Origin of the sequence: Commensalibacter nepenthis (assembly GCF_029953305.1) — a bacterium.
GTDB classification, from domain to species: domain Bacteria; phylum Pseudomonadota; class Alphaproteobacteria; order Acetobacterales; family Acetobacteraceae; genus Commensalibacter; species Commensalibacter nepenthis.
Window position 1 is genome coordinate 613,384 of sequence record NZ_JASBAN010000001.1, and the last position, 20,640, is coordinate 634,023.

Annotated in this window: 19 protein-coding genes; 7 read left to right on the forward strand and 12 right to left on the reverse strand. The window is 38.1% G+C overall.

Annotation, left to right across the window (positions count from 1 at the left end; all coding sequences use genetic code 11):
* The first annotated feature begins 57 nt into the window (after nt 1-57).
* Nucleotides 58-2,172 carry an ATP-dependent DNA helicase RecG gene (recG, locus tag QJV33_RS02805; RefSeq protein ID WP_281461890.1) on the forward strand — a complete coding sequence of 705 codons (2,115 nt, stop codon included), beginning with the start codon at nt 58-60 and terminating at the stop codon, nt 2,170-2,172.
* 239 nt (nt 2,173-2,411) lie between these two features.
* Here recG and QJV33_RS02810 read toward each other — a convergent pair whose 3' ends face one another.
* From QJV33_RS02810 to trhP, 4 genes are all read right to left on the reverse strand, one after another.
* Complete coding sequence (locus QJV33_RS02810; protein WP_281461891.1) at nt 2,412-2,867, reverse strand: NfeD family protein; 456 nt, start codon at nt 2,865-2,867, stop codon at nt 2,412-2,414.
* A gap of 54 nt (nt 2,868-2,921) precedes the next feature.
* Nucleotides 2,922-3,908 carry an SPFH domain-containing protein gene (locus QJV33_RS02815; protein WP_281461892.1) on the reverse strand — a complete coding sequence of 329 codons (987 nt, stop codon included), beginning with the start codon at nt 3,906-3,908 and terminating at the stop codon, nt 2,922-2,924.
* A 585-nt stretch (nt 3,909-4,493) separates the two neighbouring features.
* On the reverse strand, nt 4,494-4,871 hold the full coding sequence (locus tag QJV33_RS02820; RefSeq protein ID WP_281461893.1) for a DUF4145 domain-containing protein: 378 nt from the start codon (nt 4,869-4,871) through the stop codon (nt 4,494-4,496).
* A 335-nt stretch (nt 4,872-5,206) separates the two neighbouring features.
* Nucleotides 5,207-6,571: a prephenate-dependent tRNA uridine(34) hydroxylase TrhP gene (gene trhP, locus QJV33_RS02825; RefSeq protein WP_346771126.1), complete on the reverse strand. Its 1,365-nt coding sequence runs from the start codon at nt 6,569-6,571 to the stop codon at nt 5,207-5,209.
* Nucleotides 6,572-6,934: 363 nt separating this feature from the next.
* Between trhP and QJV33_RS02830 the strand changes: the two genes are divergently transcribed.
* Nucleotides 6,935-7,111 carry a hypothetical protein gene (locus tag QJV33_RS02830; RefSeq protein ID WP_281461894.1) on the forward strand — a complete coding sequence of 59 codons (177 nt, stop codon included), beginning with the start codon at nt 6,935-6,937 and terminating at the stop codon, nt 7,109-7,111.
* Between the two features lie 71 nt (nt 7,112-7,182).
* Here QJV33_RS02830 and gltX read toward each other — a convergent pair whose 3' ends face one another.
* From gltX to QJV33_RS02850, 4 genes are read right to left on the reverse strand one after another with little or no spacing between them, the layout of a single operon-like run.
* A complete protein-coding gene (gene gltX / locus QJV33_RS02835) occupies nt 7,183-8,517 on the reverse strand; it encodes a glutamate--tRNA ligase (RefSeq protein WP_281461895.1) in 1,335 nt (444 codons plus the stop codon).
* A 37-nt stretch (nt 8,518-8,554) separates the two neighbouring features.
* Nucleotides 8,555-8,956, reverse strand: a complete 402-nt coding sequence (locus QJV33_RS02840) for a hypothetical protein (RefSeq protein WP_281461896.1) — start codon at nt 8,954-8,956, stop codon at nt 8,555-8,557.
* Nucleotides 8,957-8,994: 38 nt separating this feature from the next.
* Nucleotides 8,995-10,200: a beta/alpha barrel domain-containing protein gene (locus tag QJV33_RS02845; protein WP_281461897.1), complete on the reverse strand. Its 1,206-nt coding sequence runs from the start codon at nt 10,198-10,200 to the stop codon at nt 8,995-8,997.
* A gap of 24 nt (nt 10,201-10,224) precedes the next feature.
* Entirely contained in the window at nt 10,225-11,625 is a 1,401-nt protein-coding gene (locus QJV33_RS02850; protein WP_281461898.1) for a class II 3-deoxy-7-phosphoheptulonate synthase, read from the reverse strand.
* Nucleotides 11,626-11,921: 296 nt separating this feature from the next.
* Here QJV33_RS02850 and QJV33_RS02855 point away from each other — a divergent pair, with 296 nt between their 5' ends.
* From QJV33_RS02855 to QJV33_RS02865, 3 genes are read left to right on the forward strand one after another with little or no spacing between them, the layout of a single operon-like run.
* A complete protein-coding gene (locus QJV33_RS02855) occupies nt 11,922-12,743 on the forward strand; it encodes a MetQ/NlpA family ABC transporter substrate-binding protein (protein WP_281461899.1) in 822 nt (273 codons plus the stop codon).
* Between the two features lie 31 nt (nt 12,744-12,774).
* Nucleotides 12,775-13,830, forward strand: a complete 1,056-nt coding sequence (locus QJV33_RS02860) for a methionine ABC transporter ATP-binding protein (RefSeq protein ID WP_281461900.1) — start codon at nt 12,775-12,777, stop codon at nt 13,828-13,830.
* On the forward strand, nt 13,817-14,524 hold the full coding sequence (locus QJV33_RS02865) for a methionine ABC transporter permease (protein ID WP_281461901.1): 708 nt from the start codon (nt 13,817-13,819) through the stop codon (nt 14,522-14,524). Before QJV33_RS02860 ends, QJV33_RS02865 begins: the two co-directional genes overlap by 14 nt.
* Before the next feature lie 67 nt (nt 14,525-14,591).
* Here QJV33_RS02865 and QJV33_RS02870 read toward each other — a convergent pair whose 3' ends face one another.
* Both QJV33_RS02870 and QJV33_RS02875 read right to left on the reverse strand, forming a co-directional pair.
* The gene (locus tag QJV33_RS02870) at nt 14,592-14,801 is read right to left on the reverse strand and encodes a hypothetical protein (RefSeq protein ID WP_281461902.1); all 210 of its coding nucleotides are present in this window, start codon (nt 14,799-14,801) and stop codon (nt 14,592-14,594) included.
* A gap of 101 nt (nt 14,802-14,902) precedes the next feature.
* Nucleotides 14,903-15,112: an SMI1/KNR4 family protein gene (locus QJV33_RS02875; RefSeq protein WP_281461903.1), complete on the reverse strand. Its 210-nt coding sequence runs from the start codon at nt 15,110-15,112 to the stop codon at nt 14,903-14,905.
* A 222-nt stretch (nt 15,113-15,334) separates the two neighbouring features.
* On the opposite strand from QJV33_RS02875, the gene QJV33_RS02880 reads away from it, so the two are divergent.
* Complete coding sequence (locus tag QJV33_RS02880) at nt 15,335-15,745, forward strand: hypothetical protein (protein ID WP_281461904.1); 411 nt, start codon at nt 15,335-15,337, stop codon at nt 15,743-15,745.
* 7 nt (nt 15,746-15,752) lie between these two features.
* Here the strand turns inward: QJV33_RS02880 and gorA are convergent, their stop codons facing one another.
* Together gorA and QJV33_RS02890 are read right to left on the reverse strand one after the other, a co-directional pair.
* Entirely contained in the window at nt 15,753-17,150 is a 1,398-nt protein-coding gene (gorA, locus tag QJV33_RS02885; RefSeq protein WP_281461905.1) for a glutathione-disulfide reductase, read from the reverse strand.
* A gap of 3 nt (nt 17,151-17,153) precedes the next feature.
* Nucleotides 17,154-17,984 (reverse strand): ferredoxin--NADP reductase, encoded by an 831-nt coding sequence (locus QJV33_RS02890; RefSeq protein WP_281461906.1) that lies wholly within the window; start codon nt 17,982-17,984, stop codon nt 17,154-17,156.
* Between the two features lie 324 nt (nt 17,985-18,308).
* Here QJV33_RS02890 and QJV33_RS02895 point away from each other — a divergent pair, with 324 nt between their 5' ends.
* A complete protein-coding gene (locus tag QJV33_RS02895) occupies nt 18,309-20,636 on the forward strand; it encodes a helicase-related protein (protein WP_281461907.1) in 2,328 nt (775 codons plus the stop codon).
* Nucleotides 20,637-20,640: the final 4 nt, after the last annotated feature.

Sequence of the window (20,640 nt, forward strand, 5' to 3'; positions counted from 1 at the left end):
TGCAATATACCTTTATCTTAAACGCTTTTATGATCCTTAATATAGCCGAGCCAACTCATGGGTGAAACCTCTATTTCATCAACAACACAACTTGCTTTATCTCCATTGCTTGCTCCTTTATCTTCACTTGATGGTATTGGACCAAAGACCAGCGAACTTATTGCCAGAGCAGTAAGTGGACATCGTGTTATTGATTTACTCTTTCACTTGCCTGAAAATATTATTGATCGACGATATCGCCCTCAACTACAAAATGCAATCATAGGTCGAATTGTCACGTTAAAAGCACAGGTCACCCATATTGAAAAACCTCTACGTAACAAACAACCTTGGCGGGTTCATATCACTGATGGTACTCAAAATGCGGATCTTAGCTTTTTCTCTCAATGGCAAGCTAAAAAAATCAAACCAAATACACAAATTATTGTTTCTGGCATATTGGAAACTTATGGCAATCGATTACAAATAACCAATCCACATTATTTGGAATCAATCGAGAATGAGTTTATGATTCCTCTCATCGAACCTATTTGGCCATTAACCGCAGGATTATTTCCAAAAAACCTATACAAAGCCTTACGTTCTGCCTTATCCAAATGCCCAAACCTACCAGAGTGGATTGATCCCACCATCATTCAACAAAAACAATGGCCAAGTTTTAAAGAAGCCTTACATCTTTTACATTTTCCTGGTGACTTTCCTGAACTTTTTGACAATCAAACCTATGAAGCTGCTGAAAGCAAAGCACGTTCAAGATTGGCCTTTGATGAACTCTTTGCCGAACAGCTTGCAATAGGACAAGCCAAAAGAGCAACACAGAAAAGTCCTGGTCGTGCATTAATAGGAAACCAAACACTTTCTAATCAAGCGTTAGAGCAATTTGGCTATCCTTTGACCCAATCTCAAACTCACGCATTACAAGAAATCAAAAAAGATTTAGAGCGTCCTTTTCGCATGTTACGCTTATTACAAGGCGATGTAGGATCAGGTAAAACCATTATTGCATTATTAACAGCCTTACATGCCGTAGAAGCAGGATATCAAGCCGTTATTATGGCACCTACTGAAATCTTAGCCAGACAACATTTTGAAGTTTTTTCTCAATTATGCGCAGTTAAAATTGTATTTCTAAGTGGGTCTATCAAAGGAAATGCACGCAAAGAGGTTTTAGAAAAAATTCAGAATGGTAGCGCAAAAATTGCTATTGGAACGCATGCTTTATTTCAAGAAGGGGTTGAATTTCATAATCTTGCTTTGGTCATTATCGATGAACAACATCGTTTTGGCGTAGAACAACGCATTAAACTGGGTGATAAAGGCGAAAATACGGATATTTTAGTCATGACCGCCACCCCCATTCCCAGAACTTTGCTTTTAACACGATGGGGAGAACTACAGGTCAGCCGTTTGACCGAAAAACCCGCAGGACGGAAACCCATCCATACCACATTGCATAATCTAGGCAGTATGGAGCAAATCTTACAAGGTGTGCAGCGCATGATTTCACAAGGAAACCAAATCTTTTGGGTATGTCCTTTGGTTGAAGAAAGCGAAGTCATGGATTTGGCAGCGGCCAAAGATCGGTATAACGAATTAAAGCATCATTTTGGTGAAGATAATGTCGGGCTTGCACATGGTCAACAAGATAGCCAAGAACGCCAAGATGCTTTGGACGCTTTCACGCAAAATAAAACCAAAATTTTGGTTGCAACCACCGTTATTGAAGTCGGTGTGAATATCCCCAACGCCAATATTATGATTATCGAACACGCAGAACGTTTTGGCTTGGCACAATTACACCAATTACGAGGACGTGTTGGTCGAGGGGAAAAGCAATCTTATTGTTTATTACTCCATGATGATAAAATCAATTTTACTGCCAAAAAACGTCTAGCTCTACTACGAGATACTGAAGATGGTTTTTTAATCGCCGATGAAGATTTCAAAATCAGAGGCGGTGGTGAAGTTACAGGACGCAGGCAATCTGGACTTCCTGATTTTAAAATAGTCGATGAAATTCGACTAGAACAATGGCTCAACAGTGCTTGGCAATCCTCTGAACAATGGTTTCAATATGAACCAAAAGCTTCTATGCAACAAAAAGAAGCAATAGAATGTTTGCTCCTTTTATTTGCCAAAAATAATGCAGGGCGCTTATTACGATCAGGTTAACCAATTTCATTAGGAAATATAAATGCCCACTCTTAATTTACTTAAGAATTATAAGAATAATTAACAACACCACCGTCAGAAGATTTATTTATTTATTGATTATTATGAAAATGATGCTTTTATTGAGTTTTGAGACAAATAATATCATTCTTATATTTTTCAATTAAGAATATTTTTTAGTATGGTAAAAATATTTAAATATGTGTTTTTTCTAAGTATTACCTGTAGGAATTGATCTGTTACTTTTTCTCAAAATCTACTTGCAACAATCGTTCTCCAACCCTTTGAACAACAATGACACGCGTTTCCACCGGAATAGGGTTGTTGGCTATACATTCCCATTGCGACAACCCATCAACGGGTTTTTGTAATAACAGTATCCCTTTATTCTGGGCATCACATTTTTTAGCCAAAATCCCAATTTGTCCAATAAGTTCTTTGTCTATATTTTCAAGTGGTATATCTCTTTTTGAAAAGCGCATCCATAAGAATGCACAAATACACATCGCAATAATCCAAACAATAATTTGGAATTCCAAGCTCATATTTGGACTAAAAAAAGACAATATTGCCGGAACAATTGCTGCTCCAGCCATCCACAATGCAAAAAAGGTTGTTGTAAACAACTCTACAAGCAAGAGAATTACACCAATAATAATCCACATTAACCAGAGTGTGTGTAAATCTATAAACACTTTTTTGTCTCGCTTATATCATTATAAAAACAGTTCAATAAGGAACATTAATGGTTAACTATTTTCAGTATTCCATGAAAAATTAGTGTTTGTTTGACTTTTCTTCTTTTTGTTATCAGAAACAACTTCTGCCGTTGTTCCTAAGACAACCCCTGCATTGATTAAACTACCTATTGATTGTGATAATTCAGAGGGCATTGCAACAACTTTGGTATTGTTACTCTGAGATAGCGCAGACAAAGCATCCACATAACGTGTTGCTAATTGAAAATTTAATGCTGCTTGCCCTCCTTCACCATTAATGCTTTCGGCCAGAAGCTGACTTGCTCTTTTTGTTCCTTCTGCCAAAGAAATCGCCGCCGCAGCTTGTCTTGTTGCAGATTCTTGCTCTGCTTCTGCTCTCAGAATGGTTGATTGCTTGATCCCTTCTGCTTCTAAAATCGCAGCTTGTTTATTCCCCGCAGCTCTGGTTTCAGTAGCTTTACGCTGACGTTCTGCAGCAGCTTGCTGTTCCATAGCACCTTGCATTGAAGATGATGGCGCGATATCTTGAATTTCAATGGAACGTAAAATCAATCCCCAATCCGTCATTTGATCTGACATCACGCCTAATAGTTCAGCTTTAATCACATCCCGAGAAGACAAACTTTCATCCAAATCCATTTTACCAATCGTAGCACGGAGTGAAGTCATAGCTAGGCTCGCCGTTGCTTGTTCATAATCTTCGACACCATAAGCTGCTTTTTGTGGGTCTGAAATTTTAACAAAACAAATCGCATTCACAGTCACAACAGCATTATCTTTGGTAATGACATCTTGGCTGGGCACCTCTAAGATTTGATCTTTATTGGAAAGACGATAAGCAACACGATCCATATAAGGAACAACAATATTCAACCCTGCCCCCAATGTTTCTTTGTATTTTCCTAATCGCTCAACAATCCATTGTTGTCCTTGAGGCACAATCCGAACCCCTTTGAACAAAGTCATCACCACAGCAAATAATATGATTATGATGGTGACTAAGCCTGTACTTATCATCTCTTGAACCCTTTAATATATGTTCTTTTATTCATATATGAATTTCAATTATTTTACCATTGCAAAACGAGGAGACATTTTTATGGTAAAATGACTGTTGCGTATTTAACATGTTTTTGATGATAACCCATTTAAGCAATCTTTTATGGATAATGATCCATTTCCAAATATCCAAAATCATCCTTGGGCATAATAAACTATAGTGTATTTTAATTCAAACGCAACAACCTGATGTTGCTTTATACCCATTCCCACCTTCCATAAGCTCAGACATCGATAATTTAATTGGTACAAATTTCGTTTTTATAACAAGGGCGTTATATGCAGATTGAAAACCTACCTCTAATAAACAATCTTCAGCAACAGATTTCAAAAGAATATATAAAAGACTAGAGGAAACAGTAAATAATATAGAAATTATGGCTATTAATATTATAAATTATTTAGACATAATATTTTCCTTATGTTATTTATTATTTTTTAAAGCTATTTTTTCATTACCAATAGTTGTAACTTTTGCTAATCTTTCTTTTTTCTTATGATCTTGAATATACCATTCTTCAATCAACATTTCGATTAACCAGATCAATCTTTGTGCCTCATCGGATCAACATCAATGATAACATTAATATCCTTTTCCATATGAGCCCCAATATTTCCAATCTGGCGACTAACATCAATTGCATCATATAAATCAGAGTCAATTTTATCTTTGATTTGGTTAATTTCTTGATAAAGATTAGGTGCCTCAACCTTCCAAAAATCTCGGATCATCCCTTGCAAACATCTTCCTGATAATGTCGCCGATGCCTTTGGGCTTTTATCTTTAATTAAACAAGCTTCCTTATAATCATCAAGAATAACTTTAGGAATATAATCTGGAAATGTTTTTGCTAAGCCATCAGGTAATAAGCTCCATTGTTGTATCAATTTTTTAGAATCTTCTAAAAAAAATTCCTGCATCAATACTATATTTTCTACATGCAGAATTCAAACAAACTACACATCTTACTCCCAATACTAATCTTTCATTCTCTTTATTATAAGTGTCTAATTCTCCTAAAACATTCTGACTTCTATAGCATGTAAGAGTTACAGTCTCCTACACTTCATTTTTATCTAATATATTTTCTGTATTACAGTAAGGACACTTCCAATTTTTACCCATCTCATTCCTCTAAATTACATTCATCAAAACGTAATACCAACATCCTACTCGTAATTTATATTACTATCAAAACAAAAAAAGCCAATCTTTTATCAGATCAGTCTTTTCAATCACCTTAAAAATAAAACTCTTATTCCTCACCTAAATACCGCATCAATAACGCATATTCTAACTGCACATCATCTGCAATCGGAATATAAACCGTATGGCTGTTTCCTGGTGCAACTGTTGCTGCTTCACCTTTGGTATTTTCCATTTTCTCAAGCGTAAAACTGATATTTCCTTTCGGGGTCATCATTTCTAAACGATCACCAACTTCAAAGCGATTTTTTACCGTGACTTCTGCTAAACCATTTTGACGTTCACCCGTAAACTCACCGACAAATTGCTGTTTAATCGAAACTGAAGAACCCGTTTCATAATTTTGATAATCATTATGTTTATGGCGTTGCAAGAACCCTTCGGTATAACCACGATGTGCCAAAGATTCCAAGGTGCTCAACAAGCTGGTATCAAATGGACGACCTGCCACCGCATCATCCATTGCTTTACGATAAACTTGAGCTGTACGAGCCACATAATAATGGGATTTCGTACGTCCTTCAATTTTCAAAGAATAAACACCAATATTCACCAACTTTTCAACATGCTGAATAGCACGCAAATCTTTGGAGTTCATAATATACGTGCCATGTTCATCTTCAAAAGCAGTCATTTCTTCTTCGGGTCTGGTACCTTCACGTAACACAAACACTTTATCGGTTGATGGTCCCTCACCTAATGTGGGTTGAACCTCTTCCTTATCATTACAACATCCACCAGATTGTTCTTGTTTTTTACTAACAATCTCACCAACTTCATTTTCAGTGCCTTCTTCAACGCCATATTGCCAACGGCACGCATTGGTGCAAGTCCCTTGGTTTGCATCACGATGGTTTATATACCCAGACAATAAACAACGTCCAGAATATGCCATACATAATGCACCATGAACAAAAACTTCCAATTCGATATCAGGCACGTTTTGATGGATTTCTTCGATCTCTTTGATGGATAATTCACGAGATAAAATCACCCGTGTTAATCCAAGTTGTCGCCAGAACTTAACCGTTGCCCAATTCACCGCATTGGCTTGCACAGATAAATGCACCGCCATATCTGGAAATGCCTCACGCACCATCATAATCAATCCAGGATCGGACATAATCAATGCATCTGGGTTCATTGCCACAACAGGTTCTAAATCTTTAATAAACGTCTTAAGTTTGGCATTATGAGGCGCAATATTCACCACTACATAAAAACATTTCCCTTGAGCATGAGCTTCATCAATGCCTATTTTAAGATTCTCATGATTGAACTCATTATTTCGAACTCTCAGGCTATATCGAGGCTGCCCTGCGTAAACAGCATCTGCCCCATAGGCAAAGGCATAACGCATGGATTTTAACGTCCCTGCAGGACTTAAGAGTTCAACTTTCATAGGATTTGACATTGTATTACAACTGGCTTTTTTAATTTAAAGGAAAGATCTTTTAACAAATTATATATGATATTTAAATCTTTTTATAAAGAAGCTACTGAAAATTAATCGGTCTTGTCGCAAATTTGAAATTGGGTTGTATTTTGGTATAAAATGAGTGAGTTAGCAAGGTGATGTGTTATTTAATCCGAATATATTTTGGATAAGCTTTATTTGTTCGTTGATTGTTCATTTTCGTTGAAAGATAAGTCCTTTTTTATCCAGAGGATAGCTTCATATCCTTTAAGAGGTTTTTTGCTGTATGAAAAGACTGAAAACAGCCATTCCTTAGGATAATTTTAGATTTACGACAAGACCCAAACTCTAGCCTATGCCATGAATCTCTCAGCCTTTAACCTTTCTAATGCTATGGACGCATGGACTGGATGGCCTGCAATTACTACAGGTTTTGGTTGGGCATCTATCGGTATAATAGGCGCAATCCTTGCCGTCAGTGGCATACCATTATTTATTCTATCGATAACAGTTTATAACAGGACTAGAAAAACATGAATAAAAAAGGAGTTTAACTTTTCTGTCAAACTCCTTTTTATTATGCACTTTTAAAAATCGCTCTCTTGTAATTAACGAGAAACAGCCTCTTGTAAACGACGAATAACACGCTCACGACCAATCAAAGGAAGCATCCCCTTCATTTCTGGACCTTTTTCTTCGCGCGTTAATGCGATACGCAATGGATGAAATAAAGATTTCCCTTTTCTGCCACTCATTTCCTTTAACGCAGCCGTCCATTGTCCCCAAGTTTCTTCGCTCCAAGGGTCTTCTGGTAAACAATCTAATGCTTGTTGCAAATATTCTTTATCTTCTTCGTCAACTTCAGGAATAAGATCTTCATGAATTAAATCCCACCAATATCTTGCTTCACTTAAAAGATCGATATTCGGGCGAACAACATTCCAGAATTCCTCTGTAACATAAGAAGGCAAACGATCTTTGACTTCTGCGAATTCCATGCTATGCAAACATTTTTTATTCAACATTAACATTTGTTGAATATCAAAACGAGCTGGAGATTTGGAGTAAGTTAATAAATCATAATCTTGTGCCAACTCATCTACACTCAGTAATTGCGGATCACGTGATGTCCCTAGACGAGCTAAATAAGAAACAATCGCTTTGGCTTCTAATCCGTCTTCACGTAATTCTTTCAAAGAAACACTGCCTAAACGTTTAGACAGTTTACCGCCATCCGCATCCATCAATAAGGGTAAATGTGCAAATGTGATTGTATTTGGCTTACCTGTTAATGCTTCAATTAAATCGATTTGAACGCCCGTATTCGTCACATGATCTTCCCCACGAATAATATGCGTAATATCCGTTTCCAAATCATCCACAACGGATGCCAACGTATATAAAACCGTTCCATCTGCTTTAATCATAATTGGATCAGAAATCGAAGTTAATTTAACTCGGCATTGCCCCATAACCAAATCATCCCATCTGACTTCACGATCAGAAAGTTTGAAACGCCAATGAGGAACCTTGCCATTTGCCTCGGCAGATGCACGTTGTTCAGGGGTTAATCGTAACATCGCACGATCATAAATAGGGGGCTTATTCTGACGACGACGTAATTCACGTTTAAAATCCAACTCTTCTTTGGTTTCAAAACATGGATATAAACGTCCAGATTCCTTTAATCGTTCAATCGCCAAATTATAACGATCCATACGATCAGATTGTTTCATATATTCGTCCCAAGAAAACCCAAACCATTCCAAGGCCTTATGAATTTCACGAACATATTCTTCTTTGGAGCGTTCAACATCCGTATCATCAATACGCAGCATGAACTTACCGCCATGACGACGTGCATACAAAGCATTCGCAACAGCTAAACGAGCATTTCCTACATGCATTAAACCAGTAGGACTTGGGGCAAAACGTAATTTCATTTTTAAAACTTATCGCTATTTATATTATCTTCAAATTTTAAGAGGGGTATTCTTCATCATCTTCTGGAAATTCGTCTTCTTCAACCAATCGACGAGGGTCTAGTGAACGCCAGTCACATTCCATAGAGGTTGCTTCATTTTCAACAAAAGACATTATTTCATCAGAGGAACTCCAAACCACTTCCTCTTTTTTCATAACTTTTATGTCTTCACCAAATGCAGACCAAGCATTAAAAATTTCTTGATTTGTCGCACCATGAATACGACAATTTTCTACACTTGCTCGCACATAAGCATGTGCAAAAACAATCGCATGTTCTTCGTTATAAAAACCATCAATAATCTCTACAACTTTATCTTCAGCATCACTGGAAAGATCAAAAACATGAACTTTACATTCACCTTTTTCAATGTTTTCATCATTGTTTTGACTATCCAAAAACTCTACTCCTATTCACTCTCTTACTCTTGAAACACCTATAGTCCTGGAACATATTGGCGCGCAAAATTAATCAAAAACTCTCTTCCCTGTTTTACCAAAGCCTGACCATTATAAGCAATAATATCAGCAGTCGCATAAGTTTCACTCCAACGACTAGGGATAAAGGAACCTGTACCAATATAATCAACTGGGGCTTTGGCCTCGGCAATCATACGGCATTTTGTCACATCAAAACCAGAAGAGGCGATCAATTTAACATTTTTAAACCCTGCTTCATCTAAACGTTCGCGCATCCACCAAATCGCTGCAGCAGAAACACCCGTCCCCGTTAAATGCGTCAATTCTTTTTCAGAACAATAACGTTGCAATGTCTCTGGAGCGTGACGCATAATCAAAGAATATGAAGTTTGTCGGTTTAAGCCTTCCAAGAAACGCCCTCCATGCGTATCTAAACGCAAAGAAATTTTTCCTTGGGCAGCCAACTCTGGAAAGCGTTGACAAACAGCTATACCATCTGTGACTTCTTTCCCAAAATAATCAACCAACACACCCAATATTTGATCAGGAAATTGTTCATGAAACATCTCTGCCGCACGAACGGTAGAACCTGCATATCCAACCAAAGCATGAGGCATTGTCCCCATCCCTGCATCTAGCCCAAACATTGTCGCTGTGCTTGCTGCGGCTGTGCCAATGAACCCTTTGGAACCACTCTTTTTCTGCGCCGCCTGCGTTCCGACCCATGCCGCATATTCGACCAACTCCTGCATTTCATAGCCAGCGCAATGACGCGCGCCCATCGCAATAAAATCCACCTCGGGCAATGCCTGTGCCATTTGAAACGCATTACACGCAGCAACACAACAGACACCAAGCTTTTGCAACAAAATGGTTTCTAAAACAACAAGTTGTTCGAAAGATCCTTTTAAATATAAAATAGGTTGACCTGCCCCTACCCATTCCCCTTCTGGAAAAGCGACATAATAGGTCGCTTTGATTTTTTCTTGTTCAAATATTTGATCTAACCACTGCAATACCAATCGTGGAGCAGACAGAACAGGGCGACGTAAAAAAACTGCATACACAACTTCTTTGTCACCGTAATGATGAACAATCTGTTGCGTTCTGTCAAAATAAGCATCCGTTCGTAATGCAATAATATCTGCATTTTCTGGTTGTTTTACTGAAACCCAATTATTGAACTCAGATGTTAAGTCGTGGTTATTACCCTTGGCAGTCATATAACACTCTTTCAAAAACCTAGGTTATTTTTCTTTATTTGCAGCAACACGACGTTGAGCCAATTCTTCTGCTACTAAAAAGGCCATTTCAAGAGATTGTTCAGCATTTAAACGTGGATCACAGAATGTATGATACCGTTTCCCAAGATCAGCTTCTGTCAAATGATGTGCACCACCAATACATTCGGTTACATTTGCACCTGTCATTTCAACATGCACCCCACCTGGGATCGCACCTTCTGATGCCATAACATCAAAAAAACCCATCACTTCGGACAAAATTGCATCAAATGGACGTGTTTTTACACCGTCACTGGTTGAAATTGTATTACCGTGCATCGGATCACATAACCACGTCACAACTTTGCCTGAGTCCGTTACTGCTTTCACAAAAGGTGGAAGCAATTCTTTTACTTTTCCTGCCCCCATACGTGCAATCAAAGAAATACGTCCAGGCTCATTCTCAGGGTTTAAAATATCCAATAATTTTAATAAATCTTCGATATTGGCACTGGGTCCAACCTTAATTCCGATAGGATTTTTAATACCACGCAAGAATTCAACATGCGCCCCATCGGGTTGGCGTGTTCTGTCGCCAATCCATAAGAAATGTGCAGAACAATCGTACCATTCGCCAGAAGTTGAATCTATTCTGGTTAATGCTTGTTCATAAGGAAGTAATAATGCCTCGTGTGATGTATAAAAATCAGTTTCCTTGATTTGAGGCGTATTATGACCTGTTAAACCACAAGCATTCATAAATGCTAATGTTTCATCAATTTTTTCTGATAATACGCTATATCGTTCTGCCAATGGAGAACGTTGAACAAAGTCTAAATTCCAACGATGTACTTCATTTAAATTTGCATAACCACCATTTGCAAACGCACGAACTAAATTCAATGTGCCTGCTGATTGAAAATAAGCAAGCTCCATCCGTTTTGGATCTGGCACTCTTGAAGATTCAGAAAATTCAATACCATTAATAATATCCCCACGATAAGACATAAAGCTAACACCATCTTTGGTTTCATTATCTGAGGATCGTGGTTTGGCAAATTGTCCAGCAATACGTCCAATTTTAACCACAGGCACTTTTGCCCCATAAGTCAAAACAATCGCCATTTGCAAAATTACCCGAAACACGTCACGAATAATATCCGCTGTAAATTCCTCAAAAATTTCTGCACAAGGACCACCTTGTAAAACAAAGGCTTTCCCTTGCGAAGCCAACGCCAATTGTTGTTTTAAACGGCGGGTTTCCCCAGCAAAAACCAAGGGTGGATATCGATTTAATTTTTGTTCTGATTCAGCCAAAGCATATTGATCAGGATATTCTGGAACGTGTTTAATTGGAAATGAACGCCAGCTATTTGGCTTCCAAGAAGAATTTTTTGCCCCAGAGTTCGAAGAAGATTCACTCATCGGATATATCCTAATCAATTATAAAAAAGTTACAAAATTCGAATAATACTTTATTTCACGAAAATGATAAAAAGTTTCGCGTATAAAAGCTTAATTATTGTATCGTATTTTTTGATTTTTCCTATAGAAAAATATAAATTTTCCTTAAAATAATCGTTTTTAATTGCAACATTAAAAAGATATTATCTTTATAAGTTGTAGTTTAACTATTGTTTTTTTGAAATTTTACTATAGATATAAAATCAATTTTTCAATTAAACTGATCGTTTTCACTTGCATCACAAGGGGCTTTGCTCATGTTTTCTTCTTTATCTCGTCGAGTTATTCTTGTGGGTTCTGTTGCTTTTGCACTTTGCTCTTTTACAGCACTTCAAACCAAGGCTGCTGATTCACAAGACAAAACAATCAAAGTCGGTGTGGTATCAGGTCCCGAAGAAGATCTAGCCATTGTTGCAAAAAACGTTGCAAAGACAAAAGGGCTAAATATTCAATTAATTGACTTTGATGATTATAACCTTCCAAACGAAGCACTCGTTGGCAAAGATATTGACGCCAATGCATTCCAACATATTCCTTTTATGGATGCACAAGTCAAAGCACGTGGATATAAACTTGCTGTTGTTGGTAAGACGTGGGTTGAACCATTGGGATTTTATTCTCATAAAATTAAATCTTTAAAAGAACTGCCTGATGGTGCCAAAATTGGGATTCAAAATGATCCATCCAATCAAGGTCGTGCTTTAAATCTTCTTGCAAAACAAGGGTTAATTAAACTCAAAAAAGATGCTCCCACACTCCCCAGTTTAGCTGATATTACAGAGAACCCTCATCATTATGATTTTATTGAACTTGATGCCGCCCAACTTGCACGCTCTTTGGACGACGTCAGCATGGCATCAATTAACACCAATTATGTTATTTCTGCCAAAATAGATCCAAAAACAGTTCTTTTACAAGAAGATCGTCTACATAATCCATATGCAAATATCATCGTTGTCAGAAAAGGCGATGAAAACCGACCAGAAATTAAAACTTTGGTCGAAAGCTTCCAATCCGATGCCGTTAAAAAAGCAATGGAAGATAAATATCATGGGGCGATCCTACCTGCTTGGCAATAACATCTTTTCTTTGTTGTATATTTGAATAAAAATGACCTTACCCTCTGAAACCAAACATGATGTTCCCGTCGTCGAATTTGACGATGTATGCCGTAATTTCGATACTCATATTGCTTTGTCTCACCTTTCCTTTTCTGTCAAAAAAGGTGAGATATTAGGAATTATCGGACATTCAGGCGCAGGAAAAACAACGCTGTTACGTTGTTTGGCTGGATTGGAACATCCTGATACGGGTAAGGTCAAAATAGAAGGCAAAGATATTGCCAATCTTCCCCGCAAGGAATTATTGCCTTTACGTCAAAAAATTGGTTTGGTCTTTCAGCATTTTAATTTGATCAGCAATCAAACTGTTTTGAAAAACGTTGCCTTACCTTTAAAAATATCTGGAATATCCAAAGCAAAACGATACCAAAAAGCCCAAGAATTACTCAATCTTGTTGGGCTGCCTGATAAAGCGCATAATTACCCAGCACAATTATCTGGTGGACAAAAGCAACGTGTAGGGATCGCAAGAGCATTGGCTGCCGATCCTGCACTATTGCTATGTGACGAGGCAACTTCTGCCCTAGATCCCGAAACCACACGTTCTATTATCGAGTTATTGTTGCAAATCAACAAAGAATTGAAACTAACAATTATTTTGATTACGCATGAAATGAGCGTCATTCGTTTATTGGCTGATCGGGTCATTGTTATACAAAAAGGACAAATCATCGAAGAAGGTATCGTTGCGCAAATTTTCTCTCATCCCAAAACAGAGACAACGAAACAATTACTTACCGAAGAACAGCCCTCTTTACCAGCCAGCATAGTAAATTTGTTACATGACGAACCTACACCCAATGACTCTGCTATTCTACATGTTATTATGTTTGGTAACGTCGTCAGAAAACCTTTAATTGCTGACTTACAAAAAGACTACTCTATTTCTGCTTCTTTATTAGAAGGAAGCATTTCTCATATCAGAGAGACCCCTATTGGCACCTCATTCTTAGCCGTTCCTGCAGAAGATTGTACAAAAACAATAAATGCTTTGGCATCAATGGGTGTAGAAACAGTTGAAAGAGTTGGATATGCTGCACTCTAGTTTAGATCAAATAAACGCATTTATTGCCAATACTCTTAATCTTTCACCCTATCTATTAAAGCAACTCTATCAAGCCATTGCTGATACAGCGGAAATGACTGCTGCCTGTAGCTTTTTAACACTCATCGGTGGCTTACCGATTGCCCTATTTTTAGTGATAACAGCCCCAGGTGGTTTGCGTCCTGCTCCATTTTTAAATCGTATTGTTAGCATTATTATCAATATTTTCCGTTCTATTCCTTTTATTATTTTATTAGTCGCCTTAATTCCTGTTACACGATTTATCATAGGCACCTCTATTGGTACAGAAGCCGCCATTATTCCCTTATCCATTGCAACTATTCCTTACTTTACCCGCATTGCTGAGGTTTCTTTAAAAGAAGTCGATCAAGGCCTAATTGAAGCCGTCAAAGCAATGGGGGGCAGCCGATTGACAATCATTAGAGAAGTCCTGTTACCCGAAGCCTTACCTGGGTTAATTGCTGGTTTTACTGTCACCATTATCCTTGTCATTGGTATTTCTGCAATGGCTGGCACGATTGGTGCTGGCGGATTAGGGCGTTACGCGATTAAATATGGATACCAAGATTATAGGAATGATATTACCCTGATCGTTACTGTATTATTGGTTATTATAATTTCTGCAATTCAATGGGTTGGGGATTATTTAGCAAGAAAAGTAAATCATCGATAAAATTCTAACTTATTGTTCTCAACGTCAATATGCAAAATGAATCTAATCATAATTTCCAAGTTGCAAGTTATAACGCTGACAAAATGACCTCTTCAGTATTTAACTCTTTGAGCATATCTGTAAAATTTGGTGCAACATAGCCTATTCTCCACCAATCATTAAGATCGGTGCCAAACGTATAATAGGTCAAATCAGAATGATAAAGGATATTGCCGAAACTTGCTGGTCGTAAATCAATCAATAAAGAAGCTTCTTGACCACCCGTTAAAGGCAGCAAAAATTTTGGTAACCTAGGGGACCAATCTCATCATTATGTGGAGAGGGTTCATAATAAGATATCATTGCATTTATCATTAATCTTGCACAATATACTAAGCTTCAAATCATCGCAAGTTTAGCACCTGTGACATACTCCACTTTAAAATATGAGCAATTATTTTTCGGTGTCGGTGCAACAGATGAGTATTCAAGCATAAATTCAGTAAAATCTGCAGGCAAATGACAGCCAACCATATCTTCAATTTGCTGTAATTGTTCCATTGTGCTTGGCTCATAATATGGTGCCCCTGCATTTTTCTCCGCAACCAAGCATTATAGACAATCGGGTTAATTGCTTGAATATCCTTTGCTTTTTTCCTTTTGAACAAGTCTATATATGATACATAATTTACACTATGAGATTAATAAAACCATGTTGCCATAAATAAATCATTTTGAATCTATATTTTCTTTTAAATTATATATAAAATAAACGATAATTATCATAGAATATACAATTCTTACTGCTCAAAAAAGTAAAAGGATATAAAAATGCACTGGCTGAAACATAGCTTATATGGGCTATTTCTAATCACCCCTTTACTCATAACCAACAGTTATGCACAAGAGATGAATGTGAACTCTAACAGTGCCACATTACCAGGTCTTTCAGGGCAATCCACAAATATACAAACCCAAAAATCAGGCAATAATGATTCTGGTGGGGGCGAACATATTACGGTTCGCGGTCGCAGAACGCCTCCTCCAGGTTACACCTATGCACCCTCAATGGATATGACCAAGGGTCCAGACCCAGAACACCAACAAGCATTAAAAGAAGGAAAAGACCCTGTCAGTGGTGCCAATCTTTCTCGTTACGGCACTGCCTATAGAGAAAGTGGCCCAATGGGTAGCGGTAAACTTGGGGACTCAACGGGTAATGGTTGGTTAACCCCAAGATAATTCCAGATTATTGTTTTTGGCTGATTCTTGTTACTTGTCTCAAAGTAACAAGCTCTTCAGCTGAAGATGGATGAATACCAATCGTTTGATCGAAATCACTCTTTGTTAAACCAGCAGCAATCGCCACAGCAAACCCTTGCATAATTTCAGGCGCATCATCACCAAGCATATGTAATCCAACAACATGTTGCGATGCTTTATCAACTATCATTTTGATATACGTTTTAATTTTACGCTCGGTAAACACATATTTCATTGATGTAAATTGTGAAATATAAACTTCTACCTCGCCTTTTTCAGCAGCTTCTTCTTCTGATAATCCAACACTCGCCAAAGGTGGATAAAAGAAAACTGCTTTAGGGGTCATATCATAAGCACTTTTACGAGTTTTACCTGCAAATAGACGATCTGCCAACGCATGTCCCTGAGCAATCGCGACAGGGGTTAAATTAATCTTATCAATCACATCACCAATGGCATAAATATTTGGAACCGATGTGACAAACTCATCATTGACAATGATCTGTTTTTTCTCAGAAATCCCTACCCCAGCTCGATCGAGCGCCAGCCCTTCGATATTCGGATGACGACCCGTTGCAAAGAATACGCAATCTGTCGAGAGCACTTCACCATTGTCCAAGTGTAGCTGATAGGCATTGCCATCTTTCACAATCTTAACAGGCGACGTACCTGTATGTTGTGTAATATTGGCACGTACATCAATAGCATCATATAATGCTTGACGCATATCTTGGTCAAATCCACGCAAAGGAACAGATTGTCGATAAACTAAATCGACCTCAGAACCTAGACCCGCAAAAATACCAGCAAACTCAATCCCAATATAGCCTGAACCCACAATAGATATTCTTTGCGGACGTTCTTTTAAATAAAAGGCTTGATCGGAAACAATTGCATGCTCTTTGCCCTCTATATCCAAAAGGCTTGGCGATGAGCCCGTCGCAATGACAATATATTTTGCCGTAATATTCAATTTACCTTGCATATCAGGCTCAGATAAAACACTTTGTGCGATATTAATCGTATGTGCATCTTTAAAAGAGGCAGCACCTCTAAAGATCGTGACACCAGCCTTTTGAAGCATAGAGACATATATCTCATTTAATCGATTAATTTCTTTATCTTTTGCTTCGATCAGCTGTTGCCAATGATGCTGTCCCTTTTTCGTATCCCATCCATACCCATGACTATCTTCAATCAAATCGCCAAAGGTACTTGCAAACATCATTAATTTCTTGGGAACACAACCAATATTCACACAGGTCCCACCCCAATGTTGTTTTTCAATAATGGCAACTTTTGCGCCATGCCCAGCGGCAATTCGTGCACAACGAACGCCACCTGAGCCTGCTCCAATTACGATAAGGTCAAAGTCATAGGTCATAGATTATTGCTCCGCAAATGCTTTTTCAATAACGAAAGAACCAGGAGAATTCCCGTTTCCTTCAATAAAGCCTCGTTTTTCAAGGATATCTTTGATTTCAACCAACATTTCTGGTGAACCACAAATCATTGCACGATCTAATTCAGGATCCATTACAGGTAAGTTAATATCGGAGAATAATTTTTCATTATTTACCAATGTCGTAATACGATCACGAACAGGGAAATCTTCACGCGTAACTGTTGGATAATAGATAAGTTTTTTAGAAACATCTTCACCAAGGAATTCATGATTAGGAAGCTCTTTGGTAATATAATCACGATAAGCCAATTCACCCACAGTACGGACACCATGTGTTAAAATAACATTATCAAAATTTTCATATACTTCAGGATCACGAATCAAACTCATAAAAGGTGCAAGCCCAGTTCCTGTAGAGAAGAAATATAAATTACGACCTGGTTTTAAGTTTGATTGAAGCAAGGTTCCCGTTGGTTTACGACCAATTAAAACCGTATCCCCAACTTGCATATGACATAGACGAGAAGTTAATGGACCATCTGGAACCTTAATTGACAAGAATTCCAATTCTTCTTCATAATTTGCACTGGCAATACTATAGGCACGCAACAGAGGTTTGCCATTAACTTCGATCCCAATCATACAAAACTGACCATTTTCAAAACGCAAGCTAGAGGAACGTGTGCATTTAAATGAAAATAAACGGTCAGTCCAATGATGAACACTCAGCACTTTTTCAGCGTTTAAATGACTATATTCCTTGGTTGGATCGGTCAGACGAAAAGAACTATCAATAACGATTGGTTCAGACATTATAAAGAGGCTCCTACTAAATTAACTCAAATTATTGCGCAAATAAAAATTATTCACATTTAAAATGTACTTTAACCCATTCCTATTCAAAATTGAACAGTTTTCAAAGAGTAATTATAAGTTTTTTAACTTTAACAAATTATTACTACTCTTTTAGTGAAATAATAGCTAATATCATGACATAAAGCTATTTAAAGTGACAAAGCAGAAACCAATAGGGTATATAGACTCTATTATATTCGAAACCTGTTTGCACTTTCAATAACTTCTTTGATGTTATCCTTTTAATTACTTTTGCACAAATCCTTTAACTTTTGGAAATTCATGAATTTATCTCCTGCTGAACTTGCCTTACAAAAAGCATTACAACAAAACCCTATTACCCTCACAACTCAAGAAGAGCCTCGGTTGTTAAAGTTAATTGCTCGTAATTTACAACCAGAGCAAACCGAGATTTCGACAGCGACTTTTAACAAATTGCTTTGTATTATTCGTAGGAAAGACTGGGCAAAATACTTAAATAAACAAGTTCAAAAAGAAAATAAACATTGGATTCAATCCGAAGATATCGCTTGGGCAGTTTCTTTTATTCATGATCCAGAACCCAACGAAGAATCTTTACAAAACGCACTAGAACAAGCGCTTCACACACGGTTGCGTCAAAGTGGCAAAAATGCAAATGATGCGTTTCAAACGCTTTATACAGATTTGCTCGACAGTGGCAAACCCATTATTGGCAGCAAATCTTTACGGTTACTGGCACAAGATGTCGCTTTGGCGTTTGAATTATCTCCTGCAGATACCGAACATTTTATCGAAGACATTGTCTATCAAGAACAAAAGCAACAACAAAAAGATCATGAAATCCATCAAATTGCTCGTGACCGCAAAAAGGACGAGATAAAAAAGCAAAGAGAGTGGGAAGATAGCCTCGTTTCTTTTAAAGAAATCCCTGCTTTACTCCATTGTTCTCATAAAGAGGTCTTACGATGGATTGCTGAGAATAAAATTCCTGTTGCCCAAAAAATTAAAAAGCATGGCAAAGATATTTGGCGTTTTGATCCCAAAGAAATCAAAGCATTGCGCTCCCAAATTTCAAACTGGCGCAATGATACACCAACCAAGGGGAACAAGAGCGCCTTTATTAATTTAGGTGATTTGAATATTAAAAACAAAGTATTGGCAAACGTTGCAGCGATGGATCGTTATGCAGGTCACTTTGTTACAGCACGCAGTTTAAAACGTCGCATTACCATTGTGACAGGTCCAACCAATAGTGGTAAATCTTATACTGCCTTAAAAACGATGGCTGAAAGTGAAAGCGGAATCGCTTTGGCGCCTTTACGTTTGTTAGCACATGAATTTAAAGAAGCCTTAGCAGAAAGAGCGATTGCAGCATCCCTTAAAACGGGCGAAGAACGCCAACTTATCCCCCATAGCAAGTTTTTAGCTGCTACGGTTGAAATGTGCCCAATGGACAATCCTGTTGATGTGGCATTAATTGACGAAGCACAAATGTTGACTGACCAAGACCGAGGTGCTGCATGGACGGCTGCGATTATGGGCGTACCAGCACGGCAAGTTTTTGTATTAGGATCGCCAGAATGTATTCCTATTGTTAAAAACATAGCACGACTTTGTGACGATCCTTGGGAGGAAATCTCTTTAGAGCGTAAAAGTGCGTTACAAACAGCCTCAGCCCCTATTCGACTAAATCAACTGCATGCAGGCGATGCGTTAATTGCGTTTTCAAGACGTGAGGTCTTGGATTTACGTGCGATCCTCATGCAAAAAGGACATCGTGTTGCAGTTATTTATGGTGCTTTAAGTCCAGAAGTTCGCCGTGCTGAAGCAAAACGCTTTAACGATGGTGAGGCAGAAATCCTTGTTGCAACCGATGCTATTGGTATGGGATTGAACCTGTCAATTAAACGCGTGATCTTTAGCACGATTTATAAATTTGATGGAACCAACAGACGCCCTCTTACTTCTCAAGAAGTCAAACAAATTGGTGGTCGCGCAGGACGATATGGAAAACATGAAACAGGAACCGTTGGCTTATTAGCTGGGGCTGGTGATCCTGATTTTATTCGTCGTCAATTAGAGGCCCCTCCTGAAATCCTAAAGGATTTACGACCTTTGGTGCAACCAGATAGCGATATTGTTCAGCTAATTGCCAATGAAATTAATTCAAACAGTTTATTTGGTGTATTAACACGCTTAAAACGTGCGGTATTACGTCCCGATGATCCCAATTATCGCCTCGCACCTATGGAAGAAACCTTTGCCATTGCGTCTGCTTTAGAAGGCGTGCAAGGATTAGAGTTAAAAGATCGTTGGACATATTCTGTCTGCCCTGTCGATGATCGCGATAATGGTATTCAACGCCTTACGCGTTGGGCAGCCGACCACGCTGCAGGCAAAGAAATTGCTGCCCCCAGCACGGGCAAGCTCCCTCATCCTAGCAATGCATCACGTCAAGAGTTGGAACGTGCAGAAAAACGCCATAAACGTCTTGTTGCATGGCGTTGGTTGTCTTTACGTTTCCCGAAAATATATCCTGATTTAGAAACCGCAGAGAAAACTACTCGAGAGCTGAATGATTGGATTGAATCGGTTCTACGTCAACAACGACGAAAAGCAGAGTTATAAATAA